Raw genomic sequence first — 17,026 nt, 5'->3', positions numbered from 1 at the left:
GCTCCTCCATCGCCGCCATGACCTCGATCCGCCCCTCCGACGACGCCTCGCTCCCCGCCCGCGGGTCCGCGGTGATCGTGGGCGCGGGGCTCGTGGGGCTGGCGACCGCGCTCAAGCTCGCGCGCGCGCGGCCGGACGTGCGCGTGACGGTGCTGGAGAAGGAGGCGCGGGTCGCGGAGCACCAGAGCACGCACAACAGCGGGGTGCTGCACGCGGGGCTCTACTACGCGCCCGGCTCCCGGAAGGCGCGGCTCGCGACCGACGGCATCCGCCAGATGACGGCGTTCTGCCGCGAGCAGGGCGTTCGCCACGAGATCTGCGGCAAGGTCGTCGTCGCGGTGGACGACACGGAGGTCCCACGCCTGCGCACGCTGCTGGAGCGCGGCACCGCGAACGGGCTGCAGGGGCTGCGGTGGCTGAGCGGAGCCGAGCTGCGCGAGATCGAGCCGCACGCCGCGGGAGTGGCGGCGGTGCACGTGCCCGAGGAGGGCATCGCCGACTACCGCGGCGTCGCCGACGCGCTGGTGCGCGTGCTCGCGGCCGAGGGCGTGGACGTACGCACGGGCGCGGGCGTGCGATCGCTGGCCCGCCGCGACGGCGGGTGGCGCATCGGCACCGACGCGGGCGAGCACACGGCGGACCTGCTCGTGAACTGCGCGGGGCTGCACTGCGATCGCATCGCGCGCATGGCGGGCGCCGCGCCCGCGCTGCGCATCGTGCCGTTCCGGGGCGAGTACTTCGAGCTGCGGCCCGAGCGCGCGTCGCTCGTGCGGCACCTCGTCTATCCCGTACCCGATCCCAGCTTCCCGTTCCTCGGCGTGCACTTCACGCGCATGATCGGCGGCGGCGTGGAGTGCGGGCCGAACGCGGTGCTCGCGTTCAAGCGGGAGGGCTACCGCAAGCGCGACGTCAGCCCGACCGACCTCGCCGATGCGCTCACGTTCCGCGGGCTGTGGCGCTTCATGGCGCGCTATCCGGGGATGACGATGTCGGAGCTGAAGCGCTCGTTCAGCCGTCGGCTGTTCGCGGCGTCGCTGCAGCGTCTCGTGCCCGAGGTGCGCGAGGCCGACCTCATGCCCGGCGGCGCGGGCGTGCGCGCGCAGGCGATGGCGCCGGACGGCTCGCTGGTACAGGACTTCGCGTTCGTGCGCTCCGAGGGCGCGCTCCACGTGCTCAACGCGCCGAGCCCCGCGGCCACGGCGTCGCTCGCGATCGGCGACGAGATCGTGCGCGAGCTCGGAATCTCAGCCTACGCGGCGCGATGACGGCGCACGGGATCGACGAGGCGACGCTGCGCAGGCGGCTCGACGCGCTCGAGCCGCCACGCGGCGTACTCGAGATCGCGAACCGGCTGCTCGACGCTGGCCACGAGACCTGGTGCGTGGGCGGCGCGATCCGCGACGCGCTGCTCGGCCGTCCATCGCTCGACTGGGACCTCGCGACGTCGGCGACGCCGGCCGAGATGCGCAAGGTCTTCCGGCGCGTCGTGCCGAAGGGCGAGCAGTTCGGGACGCTGGGGCTGTTCGACCAGGACGGCGTGATGCACGAGGTCACGACCTTCCGCCGCGACGTGCAGACGGACGGACGCCACGCGGTCGTGGAGTTCGGCGCGTCGCTGTACGACGACCTCGCGCGGCGCGACTTCACGATCAACGCGATCGCGTTCTCGCCGCGCGGGCGCACCCTGCACGACCCCTTCGACGGCGTGGGCGACCTGCGGCGCGGCGTGGTGCGCGCCGTCGGCGACGCGGACGCGCGGCTGCGGGAGGACCGGCTGCGCGCGCTGCGCGCGATCCGCTTCGCGGCCCGCTTCGAGTTCGACTTCGATCCCCCCACGTGGGCGGCCGTCGTGGCGAGCGGTCCGCACCTGGGCCGCCTGTCGGCCGAGCGCGTGCGGGAGGAGCTGGACAAGACGCTGCGCCAGGTGCGCGCGCCGTCGTGGGCGCTGGAGCGGTGGCGCGAGAGCGGTGCGCTCGCGACGCTGATCCCCGCGCTCGCGGACGTCTCGCCGGTCGCGTTCACGACGCTCGACCACCTGCCGGTCCCGCGGGGCCGCCGGGAGCGCGGCCGCTACCTGCACCGACTCGCGGCGCCGTGGCTCGAGCGCGACCGCGTGACGGCCGAGCGCTCGCTGCGGGCGCTGCGCTGCTCGAACCAGGAGGTGCGCTGGGTCGCGGACCTCGTCGACCGCTGGCAGCGCGTGGCCGGATCGATCCGCGGGGCGCTCCTCGCCGATGCGGCGCCGGCCGAGGCAGAGCTGCGGCGCTGGGCGTCGGCGGTGGGGCGCGTGATGGTCGCGGACGTGCTCCGGCTGGGCGCCGCGCGCTGGGCGGCGGAGCGCGCCGCTGGGCGTGAGGCGCCCGACGCGGCGCGCGTGCGCGCGCTCCACCGGCGCATGATCCGCGTCGCCTATGGCCAGCCGATCGAGCTGGCGGACCTGGCTGTGGACGGCGGCGACCTCCTCGCGGCTGGTATCGCAGCCGGCCCGGGCGTCGGTATCATTCTCCAGCGCCTGCTGGCCGCGGTGGTGGAGGACCCGGCCGAGAACGATCGCGAGCGGCTGCTCGCGCGCGCCGCGGCTTCCAACGACTAGCTCATCCTCGTGCAGCAACCGAACACCACGGCACGCCCCGGTACGGCCGCGCAGTCGGTCGACGTCTCGCCGCGACGCCGGATCGCGATCCGCCGCACGCGGAGCGCGCGCGCATGAGCGCCGTCGCGACCGAGCTGCCCGAGGTGGTGCTCGTCACGCCGCGCGTCGTGCGCGACGAGCGCGGGCAGTTCTTCGAGAGCTGGAGCGCCGAGCGCTACGCCGCGTGGGGCCTGCCCGACCGCTTCGTGCAGGACAACGTCTCCTACTCGACCGGCGGCGTCGTGCGCGGCCTGCACCTGCAGTTCCCGCACGGCCAGGGGAAGCTGATCTCGGTGCTGCGCGGCGAGATCTTCGACGTCGCGGTGGACGTGCGCCGCGGCTCGCCGACGTTCGGGCGCTGGTGCGCCGAGCGGCTCTCGGCCGACAACGCGCGACAGCTGTGGGTGCCCGAGGGGTTCGCGCACGGCTTCATGGTGGTCGGCGACGAGGCGCTCGTCACGTACAAGGTCACCGCGCCCTACCATCCCGAGAGCGAGCTGACGATCGCCTGGGACGATCCCGACCTCGGCATCCCGTGGCCCACGGGCGCGGCGCCGCGCCTGTCGCCGCGCGACGCGGCGGCGCCGCGGCTGCGCGACGTGCCGGCCGAGCGGCTGCCGCAGTACGACGTGCGGGCGGACCGAGGGGTCGGGGCGCTGGCGTGAGCGAGCGATCGGCCGGGCGGCCGGCGGTGCTGCTGCTCGGCGGCGGCGGGCAGGTGGGCACGGAGCTGCGGCGCGCGCTGGCGCCGCGCGGCGCGATCGTCGCCCCGCCGCACGCGGAGCTCGACCTCGCCGACGCCGACGCGCTGCGGCGCACGGTGCGCGACGTGGCGCCCCGCGCGATCGTGAACGCTGCCGCGTACACCGCGGTCGACCAGGCGGAGCGCGAGCCGGCGCTGGCGCAAGCGATCAACGGCGACGCGCCGGGCGTGCTGGCGGCGGAGGCGGCGCGCCTGGACGTGCCGCTCGTGCACTACTCGACCGACTACGTGTTCGATGGCGCGGCGCGCGAGCCGTACGCCGAGCGGGCCGCGACCGCGCCGCTGAACGCCTACGGCGCGTCGAAGCTCGCGGGCGAGCGGGCGGTGCTCAGCAGCGGGGCGCGTGCGCTCGTGCTGCGCACCAGCTGGGTGTACGGCGCGCACGGCCGCAACTTCCTGGCGACGATGCTGCGGCTCGCGCAGCGCGAGGACGCCGCGCCCGTGCGCGTCGTGGGCGACCAGCGCGGTGCGCCGACCAGCAGCGCCTTCATCGCCGACGCGACGGCGCGCCTGCTGCAGGGCGCGGAGCCGAGCGGCGCGTGGGGACTGTACCACGTGGCCGCCGCCGGCGCGACGACGTGGTGCGAGTTCGCGCGCGCGATCTTCGCGGGCGCGGCGCGCCGCGGGGTGCGCGTCCCACCGGTGGAGTGCATCACCACGGCGGAGTACGCGTCGCCGACCACGCGGCCGGCGTACTCGGTGCTCGACACGTCGCTGGCCGCGCGCACCTTCGGCCTCGTCGCCGAGTCGTGGCAGTCGCAGCTCGAGCGCGTGCTCGACGCACGGCTCGGCCCCGCCCTCACTCTCGTTCCGGAGCCCTCCTGATGCTCTTCCGCGGCCGCCAGCCCGCGCCCTCCGTGTGGCGTCGGTTCCGCTCGGGCGCGGACGACTTCACGTTCACGCGCCAGGGCGACCACTACGAGGCGCGCGTCGCGGCGAACGCCGAGCGCGCCGTGGACCTGCTGCACGCGCTCGCGGAGCACCTGCCGCCGGCGGTCGACGTCGCGCTGGAGGACGTGCGCGACGGGCGCGTGTGGAAGGGCGTCGACGTCGGGCTGCCCGACGTGCGCGAGGCGATCGCGCGGCTGAAGGTGCCGCTCGCGGTCTACGGCGGCGTCGAGCTCGCGGTCTACACGAGCGAGGACCAGCTGACGCTGACGCCGGACCTCGAGCTGTACGTGTTCGCGCGCACCGACCGCTGGCTCTACATCCTGCAGGGGAAGGGGCTCGTCGAGACGGTCACGCCCGCGCCCGAGGCGTGGCGGCTGCGCCCCGACGAGCTGGGGCCCGCGCCCGAGCTCACCGACGCGCTGGGCGCGACCGCCGAGCGGCTGGGGCTGGGCGCGCAGTGAACGCGGCGGCCTTCGGGTTCGCGGTCATCGCGGCGCTGGCGAACATGGCGGGCGCCGCGGCGGTGACGTCGCGGCGTCGGTGGAGCGTGCGGTCGCTGGAGACGATGGTCGCGCTCTCCGCGGGCTTCATGATCGCCGTCGCGCTGGCCGACGTGCTGCCCGAGGCGATCGAGCAGGGGGGGCGGCGCGCCGCGGTCGTCGCGGTCATCGGCTTCCTGCTCGTGCACCTCACGCAGCACGTGTTCGCGCGGCACTTCCACTTCGGCGAGGAGACGCACCACGTCACGCCGGTGGTGAGCGCGTCGGCGCTGGTGGGACTGCTGCTGCACACGTTCGTGGACGGCGTCGCGATCGCGAGCGGCTTCGCGGTCAGCCGCGAGCTGGGCGTGCTGCTCTCGACGGCGATCTTCCTGCACAAGCTGCCCGAGGGGCTCGCGATCTCGAGCCTCTTCCTCGCCTCGGGGCTGGGCCGCGCGCGCGCGCTGGGCGCCGCGGCGCTGCTGGGCGCCGCGACGCTGGTGGGCGTGCTGGTGGCGGAGTCGACGAAGCTGGTCGGCGACGTGGGGCTCGCGCTCTCGGGGGGCGTGACGCTGTACGTCGCGGCGTGCAACCTCGTGCCCGAGTTCCAGTCGAAGCGCGGCTGGCAGCTGCCGACGGCGTTCTTCGCCGGCAGCGCGCTGTACTTCGCGGCGCGGGCGCTCATCGGCGGACACTGAGCGGGACGGGTACCATGGGCGCGAAGCGCAGCCGGACGAAGGCGCAGGACACGCTGTTCGCCGCCGCGCGGCGCGAGCGCGAGGCTTCGGGCGCGCCGCTCGCCGCGCGCATGCGCCCGCGCACGCTCGACGAGTACGTCGGGCAGCAGCACCTGCTCGCGCCGGGCCGCCCGCTGCGCGAGGCGATCGAGCAGGGGCGCGTCGGCTCGATGATCTTCTGGGGGCCGCCGGGCACCGGGAAGACGACGCTGGCGCGGCTGATCGCCAACACCACCGACCGCGCGTTCGTCCCCTTCTCGGCGGTCACCGAGGGCGTGCCGCGCGTGCGCGAGATCGTCGCCGAGGCGGCGGAGCGGTGGGACACGGAGGGGCGGGGGACGATCCTCTTCGTCGACGAGATCCACCGCTTCAACCGCGGCCAGCAGGACGCCTTCCTGCCGCACGTCGAGAGCGGGACGGTGACGCTGGTCGGGGCGACGACGGAGAACCCATCGTTCGAGATCGTCGGCGCGCTGCTGTCGCGCACGCGCGTGTTCGTGCTGGAGCCGCTGTCGACGGACGACCTGGAGCTGCTCGTGCGCCGCGCGCTCACCGACGCGGAGCGCGGCCTGGGGACGCAGGGCATCACCGCGGACGACGCGGCGATCGCGCTCCTCGCGCGGCTCGTGGACGGCGACGCGCGCCGTGCACTGACGGTGCTGGAGGCGGCGGCCGAGGCGATCGGCACCGGCGGACGGCTCACGGCCACCGCGGTGCAGGAGGCGCTGCAGCGCCGCGTCCCGCGCTACGACAAGACCGGCGAGGAGCACTTCAACGTGCTCTCCGCGTACCACAAGTCGCTGCGCGGCAGCGACCCGCAGGGCGCGCTGTATTGGATGGCGCGCATGATCGAGGGCGGCGAGGACCCGATGACGATCTTCCGGCGCGCGATCGCGATGGCGTCGGAGGACATCGGGCTGGCGGATCCGGAGGCGCTGAAGCTGGCGATCGCCGCGCGTGACGCGTATCACATGCTCGGTGCGCCGGAGGGCTACCTCCCGCTGTCGCAGCTCACGATCTACCTCGCGACCGCGCCCAAGTCGAACCGGTCGTACATGGCGCTGCACGCCGCGCTGGAGGCGGCCCAGCAGACGCCGGCGGCTCCCGTTCCGCTGCACATCCGCAACGCGCCGACGACGCTGATGAAGGAACTGGGGTACCACGAGGGGTACCAGTACGCGCACGCCTCCCCCGAGGCATACATCCCGCAAGAGTACCTGCCCGAGGAGCTGCGGGGGACGGCCTTCTACGAGCCCGGACCCTTCGGCTACGAGCGGGAGATCGCCAAACGGCTGGCCTGGTGGGAGGAGCGGCGCCGCCGCGTGTCCCCGGCCGACGACGCGGCGCGACCTCCCGAGGGGACGGACCGGTCTTCGGACGACGCGACGGGCGACAGCGCCACGGGCGGCGGCGGGGACCACTGACGGCGCGGGCTCCGCGCCCGCGGAGGATCCACACATGCGCAGTCGATTCGTCGGAGCAGTCGCCGCCACGCTTCTCGCCGTGACCACCGCGGCCTGTGCGACGCTGGGCCGCGGCGTGTTCAAGGAGCCCATCGTGAACTTCCGGAACGTCGAGGTGAAGGGCCTCGGCCTCTCCGGCGGCAGCCTGGACGTCGTGCTCAGCGTCTACAACCCGAACGGGTTCAAGCTCGACGCGACGCGGCTGACCTACCAGCTGCAGGTCGACTCGATCCAGGTCGGGACGGGCGCGCTGGACCAGCAGTTCGTGGTGCAGGAGAACGACTCCTCGCTCGTGCGCCTGCCGGTCTCGTTCACGTACGCGGGGCTGGGCGCCGCGGGCCGGCAGCTCATCCAGTCCGGCAGCGTGAACTACCGCGTCCTCGGCGACGTGACGGTGAAGACGCCGCTCGGCAGCTTTACCCGGCCGTACTCGGGCACGGGCCGCTTCTCGGCCCTCAGCGGCACCCGCTGAGCCTCCCGTCGGGGCGGCTCGCCGCCGCCCGACGCGATCGTCGCCGGCCGGCGCCCCCGCGAGCCTCGCTTGCGGCGGGCGCCGCTCGCGTAGCAGCATTCGGAGGGCCGCGAACGCGGCCCGGCCACCTTTCCGTGAGGAACCTCCCATCGCACGCGACCTGATCGATCTCGTCCCGCCCGTCGAGCGCGCCCTGCTGGTGGGCGCCCCGCTCAAGCGCTCGTCGGACCGCCACCTCGTGGAGGAGCACCTCCAGGAGCTCGCCCGCCTGGCCGACACCGCGGGCGCGGAGGTGGTCGGCTCGCTCACCCAGCAGCTCGACCGGCCGCACCCGGGCACCTACCTGGGCAAGGGCAAGATCGAGGAGCTGAAGCAGCTCGCGGCGAGCCGCGAGGCGACGCTCGTGCTGTTCGACGACGAGCTCTCGCCCGCACAGGGCCGCAACATCGAGCAGGCGCTCAACGTCCGCGTGATGGACCGCGCGGAGGTGATCCTCGACATCTTCGCCACGCGCGCGCGGACGAACGAGGCGAAGATGCAGGTGGAGCTGGCGCAGCTGGAGTACCTGCTGCCGCGCCTCACGCGCATGTGGACGCACCTCGAGAAGTTCCGCGGCGGCATCGGCATGCGCGGTCCCGGCGAGACGCAGCTGGAGACGGACCGGCGGCTGATCAACCACCGCATCAAGATCCTCAAGGAGCGGCTGGCCGACGTGCTGCGCTCCCGCGAGGTGCAGCGGGCGTCGCGCCGGCGCGAGTTCCGGGCGGCGCTCGTGGGCTACACGAACGCGGGCAAGTCGTCGATCCTGCGCGGGCTCTCGGGCGCCGCGGACGTCTTCGTCGAGGACCGCCTGTTCGCGACGCTCGATCCGCTGACGCGCGAGACCACGCTGGGCGAGGGCTACCGCGTGCTGGTGACCGACACGGTCGGCTTCATCCGCAAGCTGCCGCACGACCTCGTGGCGTCGTTCCGCGCGACGCTGGAGGAGACGCGCGAAGCGGACCTCCTGCTGCACGTCATCGACGCGAGCCACCCGAGCTGGGAGGAGCAGCGCGAGGTCGTCGAGGAGGTGCTGGCGGAGATCGGCGCGCAGGAGCGCCCCGTGCTGTACGTGTTCAACAAGATCGACGCGCTCGATCCCGAGAGCGTCGAGGCGCTGCGCGCGCGCGCCGCCGGCGAGGGGATCGACGCGGTGTTCGTGTCGGCGCTGCAGGCGGACGGGCTGCTCGCGCTGCGGGCGGCGCTGCGCGCGCGGGCGGAGGATGCGTTCCCGCTGGTGGCGCTGACGCTGCCCGCGGAGGACGGGTCGCTCCTGGCGCGCCTGTACAAGATGGCCGACGTCGTGGACGTGGCGTCGGACGATGGCGCGCTGCGGGTCACGGCGCGCATTCCCAACTGGCTGATGCCGGAGCTCGCGGCCTACCGCGCGAGCTGACGCGCCGATCCCCTCGCACGTCCTTCATGCACACCGATTCCGCGTCGGGCGCCCTCGCGCGCCCGCGGAAGGGCATCATCCTGGCCGGTGGCGCGGGCTCGCGCCTGCACCCGCTGACGCTCGCGGTCAGCAAGCAGCTGCTCCCGGTCTACGACAAGCCGATGATCTACTTCCCGCTGTCCACGCTGCTGCTGGCGGGGATCCGGGAGATCCTCCTGATCTCGACGCCGTACGACCTGCCGCGCTTCCGACACCTGCTCGGCGACGGCTCGCAGTGGGGCGTCTCGTTCTCGTACGCTGAGCAGGCGGAGCCGAACGGGCTGGCGCAGGCGTTCGTCATCGGCCGCGACTTCCTGTGTGGCGATCCATCCGCGCTGATCCTCGGCGACAACATCTTCTACGGCAGCGGGATGATCGACCAGCTGCAGCGCGCCTCCGCGACGGCCGTCGGCGCGACGATCTTCGGCTATCGCGTGCGCGATCCCGAGCGGTATGGCGTCGCGGAGATCGCGGCCGACGGTCGCGTGCTCGGCATCGAGGAGAAGCCGGCGCAGCCGAAGTCCCACTGGGCCGTGACGGGGCTCTACTTCTACGACGCGCAGGTGAGCGAGATCGCGGCCGCGCTCAAGCCGTCGGCGCGCGGCGAGTACGAGATCACCGACGTGAACGTCGAGTACCTGCGCCGCGGCCAGCTGCGCATGGAGCTGCTCAGCCGCGGGACCGCGTGGCTCGACACCGGCACGCACGAGTCGCTGCTCGAAGCCTCCAGCTTCGTGCAGACCATCGAGAAGCGGCAGGGCCTCAACATCGCGTCCCCGGACGAGATCGCGTGGCGGCTCGGGCTGATCGACGTGGACCAGCTGGAGCGGCTCGCCGAGCGGCTCGGGAAGAGCAGCTACGGCGCCTATCTGCGATCCCTCGTGCAGGAGGGCCGTCGCGAGGGGCACACCGCGTGACGGGCGGGTGGCGTCGCTAGGCGCCGGCGGTGCCCGGCGGCGCGGCGTGCTTGTCCTGCTGGAACGCGTCGTACTCGCGGACGTAGTCGGCCTCGTCGTACGAGGCCGAGGCGAGCACCAGGCACACGGCGCCCGACGAGAAGTTCTCCAGCTCGCGCCAGATCATCGGCGGCAGCAGCAGCCCGCGGAACGCGCGGTCGAGCCGGATCGTGCGCCGCTCGTGCCCGTCGTCGATGAGGATGTCGAACGCGCCGCTGGCCGCGACGATGAGCTGACGCAGCTCACGGTGGGCATGTCCGCCGCGCGCCTCGCCACCCGGGACGTCGTAGAGGTAGTAGACGCGCTCGATGGGGAAGGGGACGTCGCGCTCCCCCTCCACCGGCGTCAGCGAGCCCTCGGGCGAGACGAAGCGCGCCAGGTCCACGAGGCGGCAGTCGTCGAGGCGCGTGTGCGCGTGGCTCACGGTGCCCCCGCGCGCCAGCGCTGGAACAGCTCGTAGTCGCGCAGGTAGTCGCCCGCGTCGTAGGGCGTCGACGCCGCGACGAAGCAGACGGCGTTCGTCGCGAAGTTGCCGATGCGGCGCCACAGGCCGGGCGGCACGTGCAGCCCGATGTGCGAGCGGTTGAGCGTGAAGGTGCGGCGGTCGGTCCCGTCGTCCACCGTCACGTCGAAGCTGCCGGAGAGCGCGATGATCAGCTCCTCGGCCTCGTGGTACGCGTGGCCGCCGCTGCGATCACCGCCACCGGGCACGTCGTAGACCCAGTACACGCGCCGGATGCCGAACGGCACGCCGCGCCGCGACTCGGCGAACGTCAGCGCGCCGCGCGGGTCGGAGATCCGCGGGAGGTACACGAGCCGCGCCTCGCGCAGCGACCGGAGCGGGCGCGCCCTCACCCGTCCTCCCGCAGCGCCCAGCCGACGCCCGTGCGGCCGTAGCCGTTGCCGTTGTAGAACAGGTACGAGCGCCCGCCCCGGCGCACGACGGCCGGATACGACATCATCTCGGAGTCCCAGCCGTCCGGCGAGCACGCGAGCCCGAGATCGTCGGTCGCCATGCGCCAGCGGCGTCCGTCCTCCGAGCGCGCGTAGCGCAGCCGGTAGTTCTCGGCGCGCGTCGCGCCGGCGAACCACATCTCGTAGCCGCGCGACGGATCGTGCAGCACGAAGGGACGCCCGACCCGGTGCTCGTCGGCCGCGACGTCGATGCTCACCTCGCCGCGGTCGGGGAAGTGGATCCCGTCCGGCGACTCCATGTAGCGGATGTTGTAGACCGCGCGCGTGTGGCCGTCGGCGTCCGGCGCCTCGAAGGCGCTGCCGCCGCCGTACCACGCCTGCCACGCCTGGCCGTTCCAGCGCACGGAATGGATCACGCGGAAGAGCAGCTCGTCCTCCGTGCGGTCGACGACCGGCGTGTGACGCACGCGCTCGAAGCGGCGGCCGCCGTCGCGGCTCACCGCCAGCCCGCCGAAGACGTGGAAGCGCACGCGGCGGGGCAGCAGGTAGCCCGCGTAGTAGAGGTAGATCCCGTCGTCGCGCGGCACCACGGCGCACGGCACGACGCCGTTGTCGTCGAAGCAACCCGGCGCGCCCACGTCCAGCGCGGGCGTCGTCGCGACGTCCAGCACGCGCGACGGGTCGTCGGCGTCGACCTCGATCCAGCCCACGCGGCTCACGCCCGCCTCGTCGCGCATCCCGAGGTAGAGGCGGATGCGGTTCTCCGCGTCCAGCAGCAGGGGCGTGGGCTGGAGCGCGGAGTGCGCCGCCCACGGCAGATCGCCGGAGGGCGCGAAGATGCGCCCCATCTTGCGCCAGCTCACCGCAGCGCCTCCGGCACCTTCCAGGTGTCGTAGCTCGACTTCTCGAGCGGCTTCGCGGGATTGCCGACGTAGACCTTGCCGGGCTCCGTGTCGCGCACGACGACCGATCCCATGCCCACCGTGCAGTCGCGGCCAATGGTGAGGTGGTCGCCGACGCAGGCGTTGACGCCGATGAACGACGACTCGCCGACGTCGCAGTAGCCCGAGATGACGGCGTGCGACGTCATGAAGACGTGGTCGCGGATCACCGTGCGGTGCCCGACGTGGTTGCCGCTCCAGAGCACCACGTCGTTGCCGACCTTCACGTGATACTGGAGCACGTTGTGCTCGAAGACGAAGCTGTTCTCGCCGATCTCGACGTTGCGCCACACGAACGCGCGCGAGCTCACGTACTTCGCGATCGGGTAGCCGCGGTCGCGCGTGGCGGCGTAGAGCCGCGCGCGCACGCGGTTGAGCTGCGTGTTGGTGATCGCGACGAACGCGGCGTGATCGTCGGGCGGGTGCGTGCGCTCCAGGTCCTCGACCGAGACGATCGGCAGGTCGAACAGCGACGGGGCGTCACGGAAGCGATCCTCGACGGCGAACGCGACGACCTCGTATGGCGAGTCGTGCGTGAAGTACTCGTATGCGATCTCGGCGAACTCGCCGGCGCCGATCAGGACCAGCTTGCGGGGCGTCGTCATGGAGGGAGCGTCAGGTCGCGAGGTCGAGCGCGAGGGTCTCGCGCAGCACGCCACGGCCGCCGAAGCCTTCCTTGAAGGCGAACAGCCCCAGGTTGGGGCGCCGGCCGGCGTCCTCGGTCGACATGCCGAGGTTGAGATAGTGGTAGCCGCCCGCGGCGGCCATCTCGACGAGGTGGTGCAGCACGGCGTTGACGGGGCAGAGATGCAGCGCGTCGGCGCGGCTGGCGATGTACTGCACGTGCAGCGCGCGCGCGTTCGCGACCAGGACGACGGCGCCCGCGATCACGCGCCCGTCGTGCTGCGCGAGCACGAGGCGCACGGCGTCCGGGCCGACGCAGGCGCGCAGGCGCGCGAACGCCTCCAGCGAGTGCGTGGGCTGCGCCTCGTGCCGCGCGCGCAGGTTCTCCTCGAGCATCGGCCAGAACGCCGCGTAGTCGTCCGACGCCTCCACGACGACGCCCGCGCGCTGCGCCTTGCGCACCTGGTTGCGCGTCTTGCCGTCGAAGTGCGCGAGCGCGTCGCCCGGTGTGATGCTGCCCGTCGGCACCGCGACCTCGAGCTCGCGCGACAGCACCGTGAACCCGCGCAGCCAGAGGGCGTAGTCCGACTCGTCGCTCGGCATCGCGTGGAAGATGCGGAACGGGTTGCGCACGACGACGCGCCGCGCGCCGCGCTCGCGCGCGTACGCCAGCGCGAGGTCCACCATCTCGAGCGTCGCCGCCGTTCCGACCTCGGGCGCCACCACGAAGCCGCCGTACGTGGACCGCGGGTGCGAGTGCAGCACCGCCTCCGCGCCGTCGGCGCCGAGCAGCGCCGCGGGCAGCAGCCCGATCACCCGCGCGCGGTCGCGGAAGAGCAGCGACGCATCGTCCCGCGCATTGGCGTCGTTGTGGGCGAAGAAGCGCCGCGTGTGGAGCAGCGTGCCGTTGCGCGCGCGCTCCGCGACGAACGCGTCCCACTCGTCGGCCCAGCGGTCGGAGTACGGCTCTGCGAGGATCGGCATGAGGGGCGGACGCGGTACCGGCTCTGGCGTTGCAGCGTGCCGGCGTCCCGCGCGCGACTCGGGGACGCGGGCGGTGCAAGGGCGTTCGGACCCGATTATAGTAATCGCGCAGTCCGGTGAGCACAGTGGCGACGCGTGCCGCCGCCGCCGCGCGCCATCCGGCCCCTCACGCCGACGCTCGCGATCCGTCGCTCACCCGCCGTCCCTGCTCCGTGCACGTGCGCGTTCCGTTCCTCGACCTTCAGGCCCCGCACCACGAGCTCCGCGCCGAGATCGACGCCGCGATCGCCGACGTCCTCGATCGCGGGTGGTTCATCCGCGGCCAGCTGCTGGAGGCGTTCGAGGCCGAATTCGCGCAGTACTGTGGCGTGCGTCACACCGTGGGGCTGAGCAACGGGCTGGACGCGCTGCACCTCGTGCTGCGCGCGTGGGACGTGGGACCCGGCGACGAGGTGATCGTCCCGTCGCACACCTTCGTCGCGACCTGGCTGGCGGTGACCTTCGCCGGCGCGACGCCCGTCCCGGTGGAGGTCGACCCGGCGACCTACACGATCGATCCGGACGCGATCGCGCACGCGGTGACGCCGCGGACGAAGGCCGTGATCCCCGTGCACCTCTACGGGCAGCCGGCCGACATGACGGGCGTGATGGCGGTGGCCGAGCGCCACGGCCTGCGCGTGCTGGAGGACGCCGCCCAGGCCCACGGCGCCCGCGACCAGGGCCGCCGTGCCGGCGCGCTGGGCCACGCCGCGGCGTTCAGCTTCTATCCGGGCAAGAACCTCGGCGCGATCGGCGACGCCGGCGGCATCACGACGGACGACGCCGCCCTCGCCGACCGGGTGCGGCGCCTGGCCAACTACGGCTCGTCGCGGAAGTACGTGCACGAGGAGGCCGGCTTCAACGCGCGCCTGGACGAGGTCCAGGCCGCCGTGCTCCGGGTCAAGCTGCGCCGCCTGGACGAGTGGAACGCCCGGCGCGCCCAGGTCGCGGCGCGCTACGCGGCGGCGCTCGCCGACGGCCCCGTCGCGCTGCCGCAGGTGCGCCAGGGCGCGGAGCCCGTCTGGCACCTGTTCGTCGTGCGGAGCGCGGCCCGCGACCGCCTGGCCGCGCACCTGGAGGCGCACGGCGTCCAGACGCTCGTGCACTATCCGACGCCGCCCCACCGCCAGGCGGCGTACGCCGCCCTCGCGCCGGCGATCACGGACGCCGATCCGTGGCCGCTCGCGACCCGGCTGGCGAACGAGGTGCTGAGCCTGCCCATGGGCCCGCACCTCGCGGAGCGCGACGTCGACCACGTGGCCGCCGCGCTGCGATCGTTCGACGGGCCGTGAGCCTCCGCAGCCCGATCCCGGCGGCGGTCGCGGCGCGCTGGCAGCGCCACCGCCCGACGGACGGGGAGACCCCGGCGCCGCACCGCGCGGCCTGGTGGGCGATCGCCCGGACGGCCGCGTCGCGCGGCGCGAACATGGCCGCGCTCCTCCTGGTGACGATGCTGACGACGCGGGCGCTGGGGCCCGTGGGCCGTGGCCACATGGCCGCCGCCTACGGCTGGGTGACGCTGTTCGGCACGCTGGGCTACCTCAGCCTGTCGCAGGTGATCGCCCACCGCGCGGCGCGCGAGCGTCCGGCCGCGTGGGTGGCGGAGTCCGTCGGCAGCCTGCTGGCGATCACGGCGGTCGCGACCTTGGTCGGCTGGGCCGTGGCGGCGTCCGCGTTCTTCGTCGGTTGGCCGCCGCTCTTCACCGCGATCCCCGGGCCCGTGCTGGCGGTGGCGTTCGCGGGGCTCCCGCTGCTCCTGCTCATCGAGAGCGCGAGCTCCATCCTCATCGGCCTCGGACGGCTCGACACGCTGAACCGCGCCGTGCTGGCGGGGGCCGGGATGAGCGTCCTCGCCACCGTCGTCGCGGTCGTGGTCCTGCACGGCGGCGCCGCGGGCGGCATCGCGGGCCTGCTGGCCGCCAACGTCGTGCTGGTCTACGTCGCCCTGCGCGCGGCGCACGCGGCGGCGGGACCGTTCCGCGCCACCTGGGCCGGCGCGCGGCGGCTGCTGCACGGCGGGGCGCAGCTCCACGTCACCGCGGTCGCCTCGTTCCTGTCCGCCCAGGCGGGGACGCTCATCCTCTCGCGCTATCGGCCCGGCGCGGAGGTGGGGCAGTACCATCTCGCGCTCCAGCTCACCGTCGCGCTGCAGCTCCTCTCGTCGGCGATGAGCACCGTCGGCTACGCGAAGGTGACCGAGCTGGGGCCGGACGCCGCGTGGACCGTGCAGCGCCGGCTCCTCGTGGCCGCGATCGCGGCCACGACGCTCCTCAGCGTGGTCGGCGCGATCGCCGCGCCGCTGATCCTGCGGCTGGTCGGAGGGGCGGCGTTCCTCCCTGCGGTGCCGATCCTGCGACTGCTGCTGCTGACGACCGTTGGCGCCGCGGTCTCCGCCGTGATGGCCAGCCAGTGGATCGCGCGGGGCCTCTTCCTGCAGGTCTCCGCGACGAGCCTCGTGTGCGGCGCCGGCGCGGTCGTCGCCAACCTGCTCCTCGTGCCGGCGCACGGCGCCGTCGGCGCGGCCTGGTCCGCGGTCGGCACCTACGCGCTCGGCACGCTGGTCAACCTCGGGCTCGCGCTGCGCCTCGAGCTGCGCTGGCGCCGGGGCGCCCTGTCATGACGCCGACCGTCTCCGTCTTCCTCCCGACCTACCAGCACCGCGCGTTCATCGCCGACGCGCTCGACTCGGTGCTGGCGCAGGACGGGTGCGACTTCGAGATCGTCGTCGGCGACGACGGCTCGACCGACGGCACGCGCGAGATCGTGGCCGACTACGCGGCGCGCCATCCGGGGGTCGTGGTGCCGCTCCTGTCGCCGGTGAACACCGGGATCACGGCCAACCAGAACCGCGTGCTCGCCGCCTGCCGTGGGGAGTTCATCGCGTTCTTCGCCGGCGACGATCTCTGGCTGCCCGGCAAGCTGCGCAAGCAGCTCGCGTGGTTCGCCGAGAACCCGGACGCGGTCATCTGCTACACGAACGTCGAGGAGTTCGACAGCGACAGCGGGCGCCGGCTGCGCCTCCAGCACATGCCGGGCTCGAACCCGTTCCGCGAGGGCTCGGTCGAGCAGCTCTTCCTCTCGCCCGCGTTCTTCAACGGGACGTCGGCGATGGCGCGCCGCAGCGCGTGCCCGCCCCACGGCTACGAGCCGTCGCTGTCCATCGTCTCGGACTGGCTGTTCTGGGTCGAGACCGCGATCAACGGCCGCGTCGGGTACGTGCCCGAGGTGCTGGCCCGCTACCGGCGGCACGCGCACAACATCACCAACGGCGTCGAGCGCATCGTGCGCGAGCAGCTGCTGGCGCTCGACCTGGTCGAGACCCGCCATCCGGAGCTCGCGGAGCTCGCGGCGGGGCTGCGTCCGCGGCTCCTATGGGGCGGGGCGCTGGGCGCCACCAAGCGCGGCGACTACGCGCTCGCGCGCGCGCTGCTGGCATCGCTCGCGGACTGGCGGCGCGCCCGCGGCGCGGCGACGCCGTGGCGGGAGCGCGTGCTGCCCACGGTGCTGCGGCTCGACCGCGCGCACCTGCTCGGCCGCCTGGCGTCCAGCACGAGCGGCCCGCTGCGAGCGTTGCGTGGGCGCGAGGCGGGAGGCGCGTCCGGGGGCGCATGATCGGGGCGGGAAGCACCCGCCGCGCTTCCCATCGCTCCCGTGGC

18 protein-coding genes are annotated in these 17,026 nt (G+C 73.9%); 13 read left to right on the top strand and 5 right to left on the bottom strand.

Annotation, left to right across the window (positions count from 1 at the left end):
- Positions 1-17: 17 nt before the first annotated feature.
- From lhgO to rfbA, 10 genes are all read left to right on the top strand, one after another.
- Positions 18-1,265 (top strand): L-2-hydroxyglutarate oxidase, encoded by a 1,248-nt coding sequence (gene lhgO / locus rosag_RS20000; protein ID WP_284351941.1) that lies wholly within the window; start codon positions 18-20, stop codon positions 1,263-1,265.
- The gene (locus rosag_RS19995; RefSeq protein WP_284351940.1) at positions 1,262-2,593 is read left to right on the top strand and encodes a CCA tRNA nucleotidyltransferase; all 1,332 of its coding nucleotides are present in this window, start codon (positions 1,262-1,264) and stop codon (positions 2,591-2,593) included. The genes lhgO and rosag_RS19995 overlap by 4 nt, the downstream gene beginning before the upstream one ends.
- 113 nt (positions 2,594-2,706) lie before the next feature.
- Positions 2,707-3,297, top strand: a complete 591-nt coding sequence (rfbC, locus tag rosag_RS19990) for a dTDP-4-dehydrorhamnose 3,5-epimerase (RefSeq protein WP_284351939.1) — start codon at positions 2,707-2,709, stop codon at positions 3,295-3,297.
- Positions 3,294-4,220 carry a dTDP-4-dehydrorhamnose reductase gene (gene rfbD / locus rosag_RS19985; RefSeq protein WP_284351938.1) on the top strand — a complete coding sequence of 309 codons (927 nt, stop codon included), beginning with the start codon at positions 3,294-3,296 and terminating at the stop codon, positions 4,218-4,220. The genes rfbC and rfbD overlap by 4 nt, the downstream gene beginning before the upstream one ends.
- Positions 4,220-4,747 (top strand): hypothetical protein, encoded by a 528-nt coding sequence (locus tag rosag_RS19980; RefSeq protein WP_284351937.1) that lies wholly within the window; start codon positions 4,220-4,222, stop codon positions 4,745-4,747. Before rfbD ends, rosag_RS19980 begins: the two co-directional genes overlap by 1 nt.
- Positions 4,744-5,463: a ZIP family metal transporter gene (locus rosag_RS19975; protein ID WP_284351936.1), complete on the top strand. Its 720-nt coding sequence runs from the start codon at positions 4,744-4,746 to the stop codon at positions 5,461-5,463. Before rosag_RS19980 ends, rosag_RS19975 begins: the two co-directional genes overlap by 4 nt.
- Positions 5,464-5,477: 14 nt before the next feature.
- On the top strand, positions 5,478-6,926 hold the full coding sequence (locus tag rosag_RS19970; RefSeq protein WP_284351935.1) for a replication-associated recombination protein A: 1,449 nt from the start codon (positions 5,478-5,480) through the stop codon (positions 6,924-6,926).
- Between the two features lie 79 nt (positions 6,927-7,005).
- Positions 7,006-7,437 (top strand): LEA/WHy family protein, encoded by a 432-nt coding sequence (locus rosag_RS19965; RefSeq protein ID WP_284351934.1) that lies wholly within the window; start codon positions 7,006-7,008, stop codon positions 7,435-7,437.
- Positions 7,438-7,636: 199 nt separating this feature from the next.
- A complete protein-coding gene (gene hflX / locus rosag_RS19960) occupies positions 7,637-8,872 on the top strand; it encodes a GTPase HflX (protein WP_284351933.1) in 1,236 nt (411 codons plus the stop codon).
- A 26-nt stretch (positions 8,873-8,898) separates the two neighbouring features.
- On the top strand, positions 8,899-9,828 hold the full coding sequence (gene rfbA / locus rosag_RS19955; protein WP_284351932.1) for a glucose-1-phosphate thymidylyltransferase RfbA: 930 nt from the start codon (positions 8,899-8,901) through the stop codon (positions 9,826-9,828).
- Between the two features lie 16 nt (positions 9,829-9,844).
- On the opposite strand, the gene rosag_RS19950 is transcribed toward rfbA, so the two are convergent.
- The 5 genes from rosag_RS19950 to rosag_RS19930 are packed head-to-tail and all read right to left on the bottom strand — an operon-like array spanning position 9,845 to position 13,331.
- Positions 9,845-10,291 carry a sugar 3,4-ketoisomerase gene (locus rosag_RS19950; RefSeq protein ID WP_284351931.1) on the bottom strand — a complete coding sequence of 149 codons (447 nt, stop codon included), beginning with the start codon at positions 10,289-10,291 and terminating at the stop codon, positions 9,845-9,847.
- Positions 10,288-10,722, bottom strand: coding sequence for a sugar 3,4-ketoisomerase (locus rosag_RS19945; protein WP_284351930.1), 435 nt, complete (start codon positions 10,720-10,722; stop codon positions 10,288-10,290). Before rosag_RS19945 ends, rosag_RS19950 begins: the two co-directional genes overlap by 4 nt.
- Positions 10,719-11,645, bottom strand: coding sequence for a glycoside hydrolase family protein (locus rosag_RS19940; protein ID WP_284351929.1), 927 nt, complete (start codon positions 11,643-11,645; stop codon positions 10,719-10,721). Before rosag_RS19940 ends, rosag_RS19945 begins: the two co-directional genes overlap by 4 nt.
- Positions 11,642-12,328: an acetyltransferase gene (locus rosag_RS19935; RefSeq protein WP_284351928.1), complete on the bottom strand. Its 687-nt coding sequence runs from the start codon at positions 12,326-12,328 to the stop codon at positions 11,642-11,644. The genes rosag_RS19940 and rosag_RS19935 overlap by 4 nt, the downstream gene beginning before the upstream one ends.
- Before the next feature lie 10 nt (positions 12,329-12,338).
- Positions 12,339-13,331 (bottom strand): GNAT family N-acetyltransferase, encoded by a 993-nt coding sequence (locus rosag_RS19930; protein WP_284351927.1) that lies wholly within the window; start codon positions 13,329-13,331, stop codon positions 12,339-12,341.
- Between the two features lie 218 nt (positions 13,332-13,549).
- Here rosag_RS19930 and rosag_RS19925 point away from each other — a divergent pair, with 218 nt between their 5' ends.
- Genes rosag_RS19925 through rosag_RS19915 form a run of 3 tightly spaced genes read left to right on the top strand, consistent with a single transcriptional unit; the run spans position 13,550 to position 16,982 of the window.
- Positions 13,550-14,662: a DegT/DnrJ/EryC1/StrS family aminotransferase gene (locus tag rosag_RS19925; protein ID WP_284351926.1), complete on the top strand. Its 1,113-nt coding sequence runs from the start codon at positions 13,550-13,552 to the stop codon at positions 14,660-14,662.
- A complete protein-coding gene (locus rosag_RS19920) occupies positions 14,659-15,990 on the top strand; it encodes an oligosaccharide flippase family protein (protein ID WP_284351925.1) in 1,332 nt (443 codons plus the stop codon). Before rosag_RS19925 ends, rosag_RS19920 begins: the two co-directional genes overlap by 4 nt.
- Positions 15,987-16,982 carry a glycosyltransferase gene (locus rosag_RS19915; protein ID WP_284351924.1) on the top strand — a complete coding sequence of 332 codons (996 nt, stop codon included), beginning with the start codon at positions 15,987-15,989 and terminating at the stop codon, positions 16,980-16,982. The genes rosag_RS19920 and rosag_RS19915 overlap by 4 nt, the downstream gene beginning before the upstream one ends.
- The last annotated feature ends 44 nt before the right edge of the window (positions 16,983-17,026 follow it).

This window comes from Roseisolibacter agri, assembly GCF_030159095.1.
Taxonomy (GTDB): Bacteria; Gemmatimonadota; Gemmatimonadetes; order Gemmatimonadales; family Gemmatimonadaceae; genus Roseisolibacter; species Roseisolibacter agri.
Note: the sequence above shows the minus strand (reverse complement) of the source record. Positions and strands in the feature narration are given on the sequence as shown.

Bases quoted from the DNA above. Each gene is read 5' to 3' on its own strand.
- lhgO (WP_284351941.1), top strand. From the start codon at position 18: ATGACCTCGATCCGCCCCTCCGACGACGCCTCGCTCCCCGCCCGCGGG.
- rosag_RS19980 (WP_284351937.1), top strand. From the start codon at position 4,220: ATGCTCTTCCGCGGCCGCCAGCCCGCGCCCTCCGTGTGGCGTCGGTTC.
- rosag_RS19935 (WP_284351928.1), bottom strand. From the start codon at position 12,328: ATGACGACGCCCCGCAAGCTGGTCCTGATCGGCGCCGGCGAGTTCGCC.
- rfbC (WP_284351939.1), top strand. From the start codon at position 2,707: ATGAGCGCCGTCGCGACCGAGCTGCCCGAGGTGGTGCTCGTCACGCCG.
- rosag_RS19995 (WP_284351940.1), top strand. From the start codon at position 1,262: ATGACGGCGCACGGGATCGACGAGGCGACGCTGCGCAGGCGGCTCGAC.
- rosag_RS19915 (WP_284351924.1), top strand. From the start codon at position 15,987: ATGACGCCGACCGTCTCCGTCTTCCTCCCGACCTACCAGCACCGCGCG.
- rosag_RS19970 (WP_284351935.1), top strand. From the start codon at position 5,478: ATGGGCGCGAAGCGCAGCCGGACGAAGGCGCAGGACACGCTGTTCGCC.
- rfbA (WP_284351932.1), top strand. From the start codon at position 8,899: ATGCACACCGATTCCGCGTCGGGCGCCCTCGCGCGCCCGCGGAAGGGC.
- rosag_RS19930 (WP_284351927.1), bottom strand. From the start codon at position 13,331: ATGCCGATCCTCGCAGAGCCGTACTCCGACCGCTGGGCCGACGAGTGG.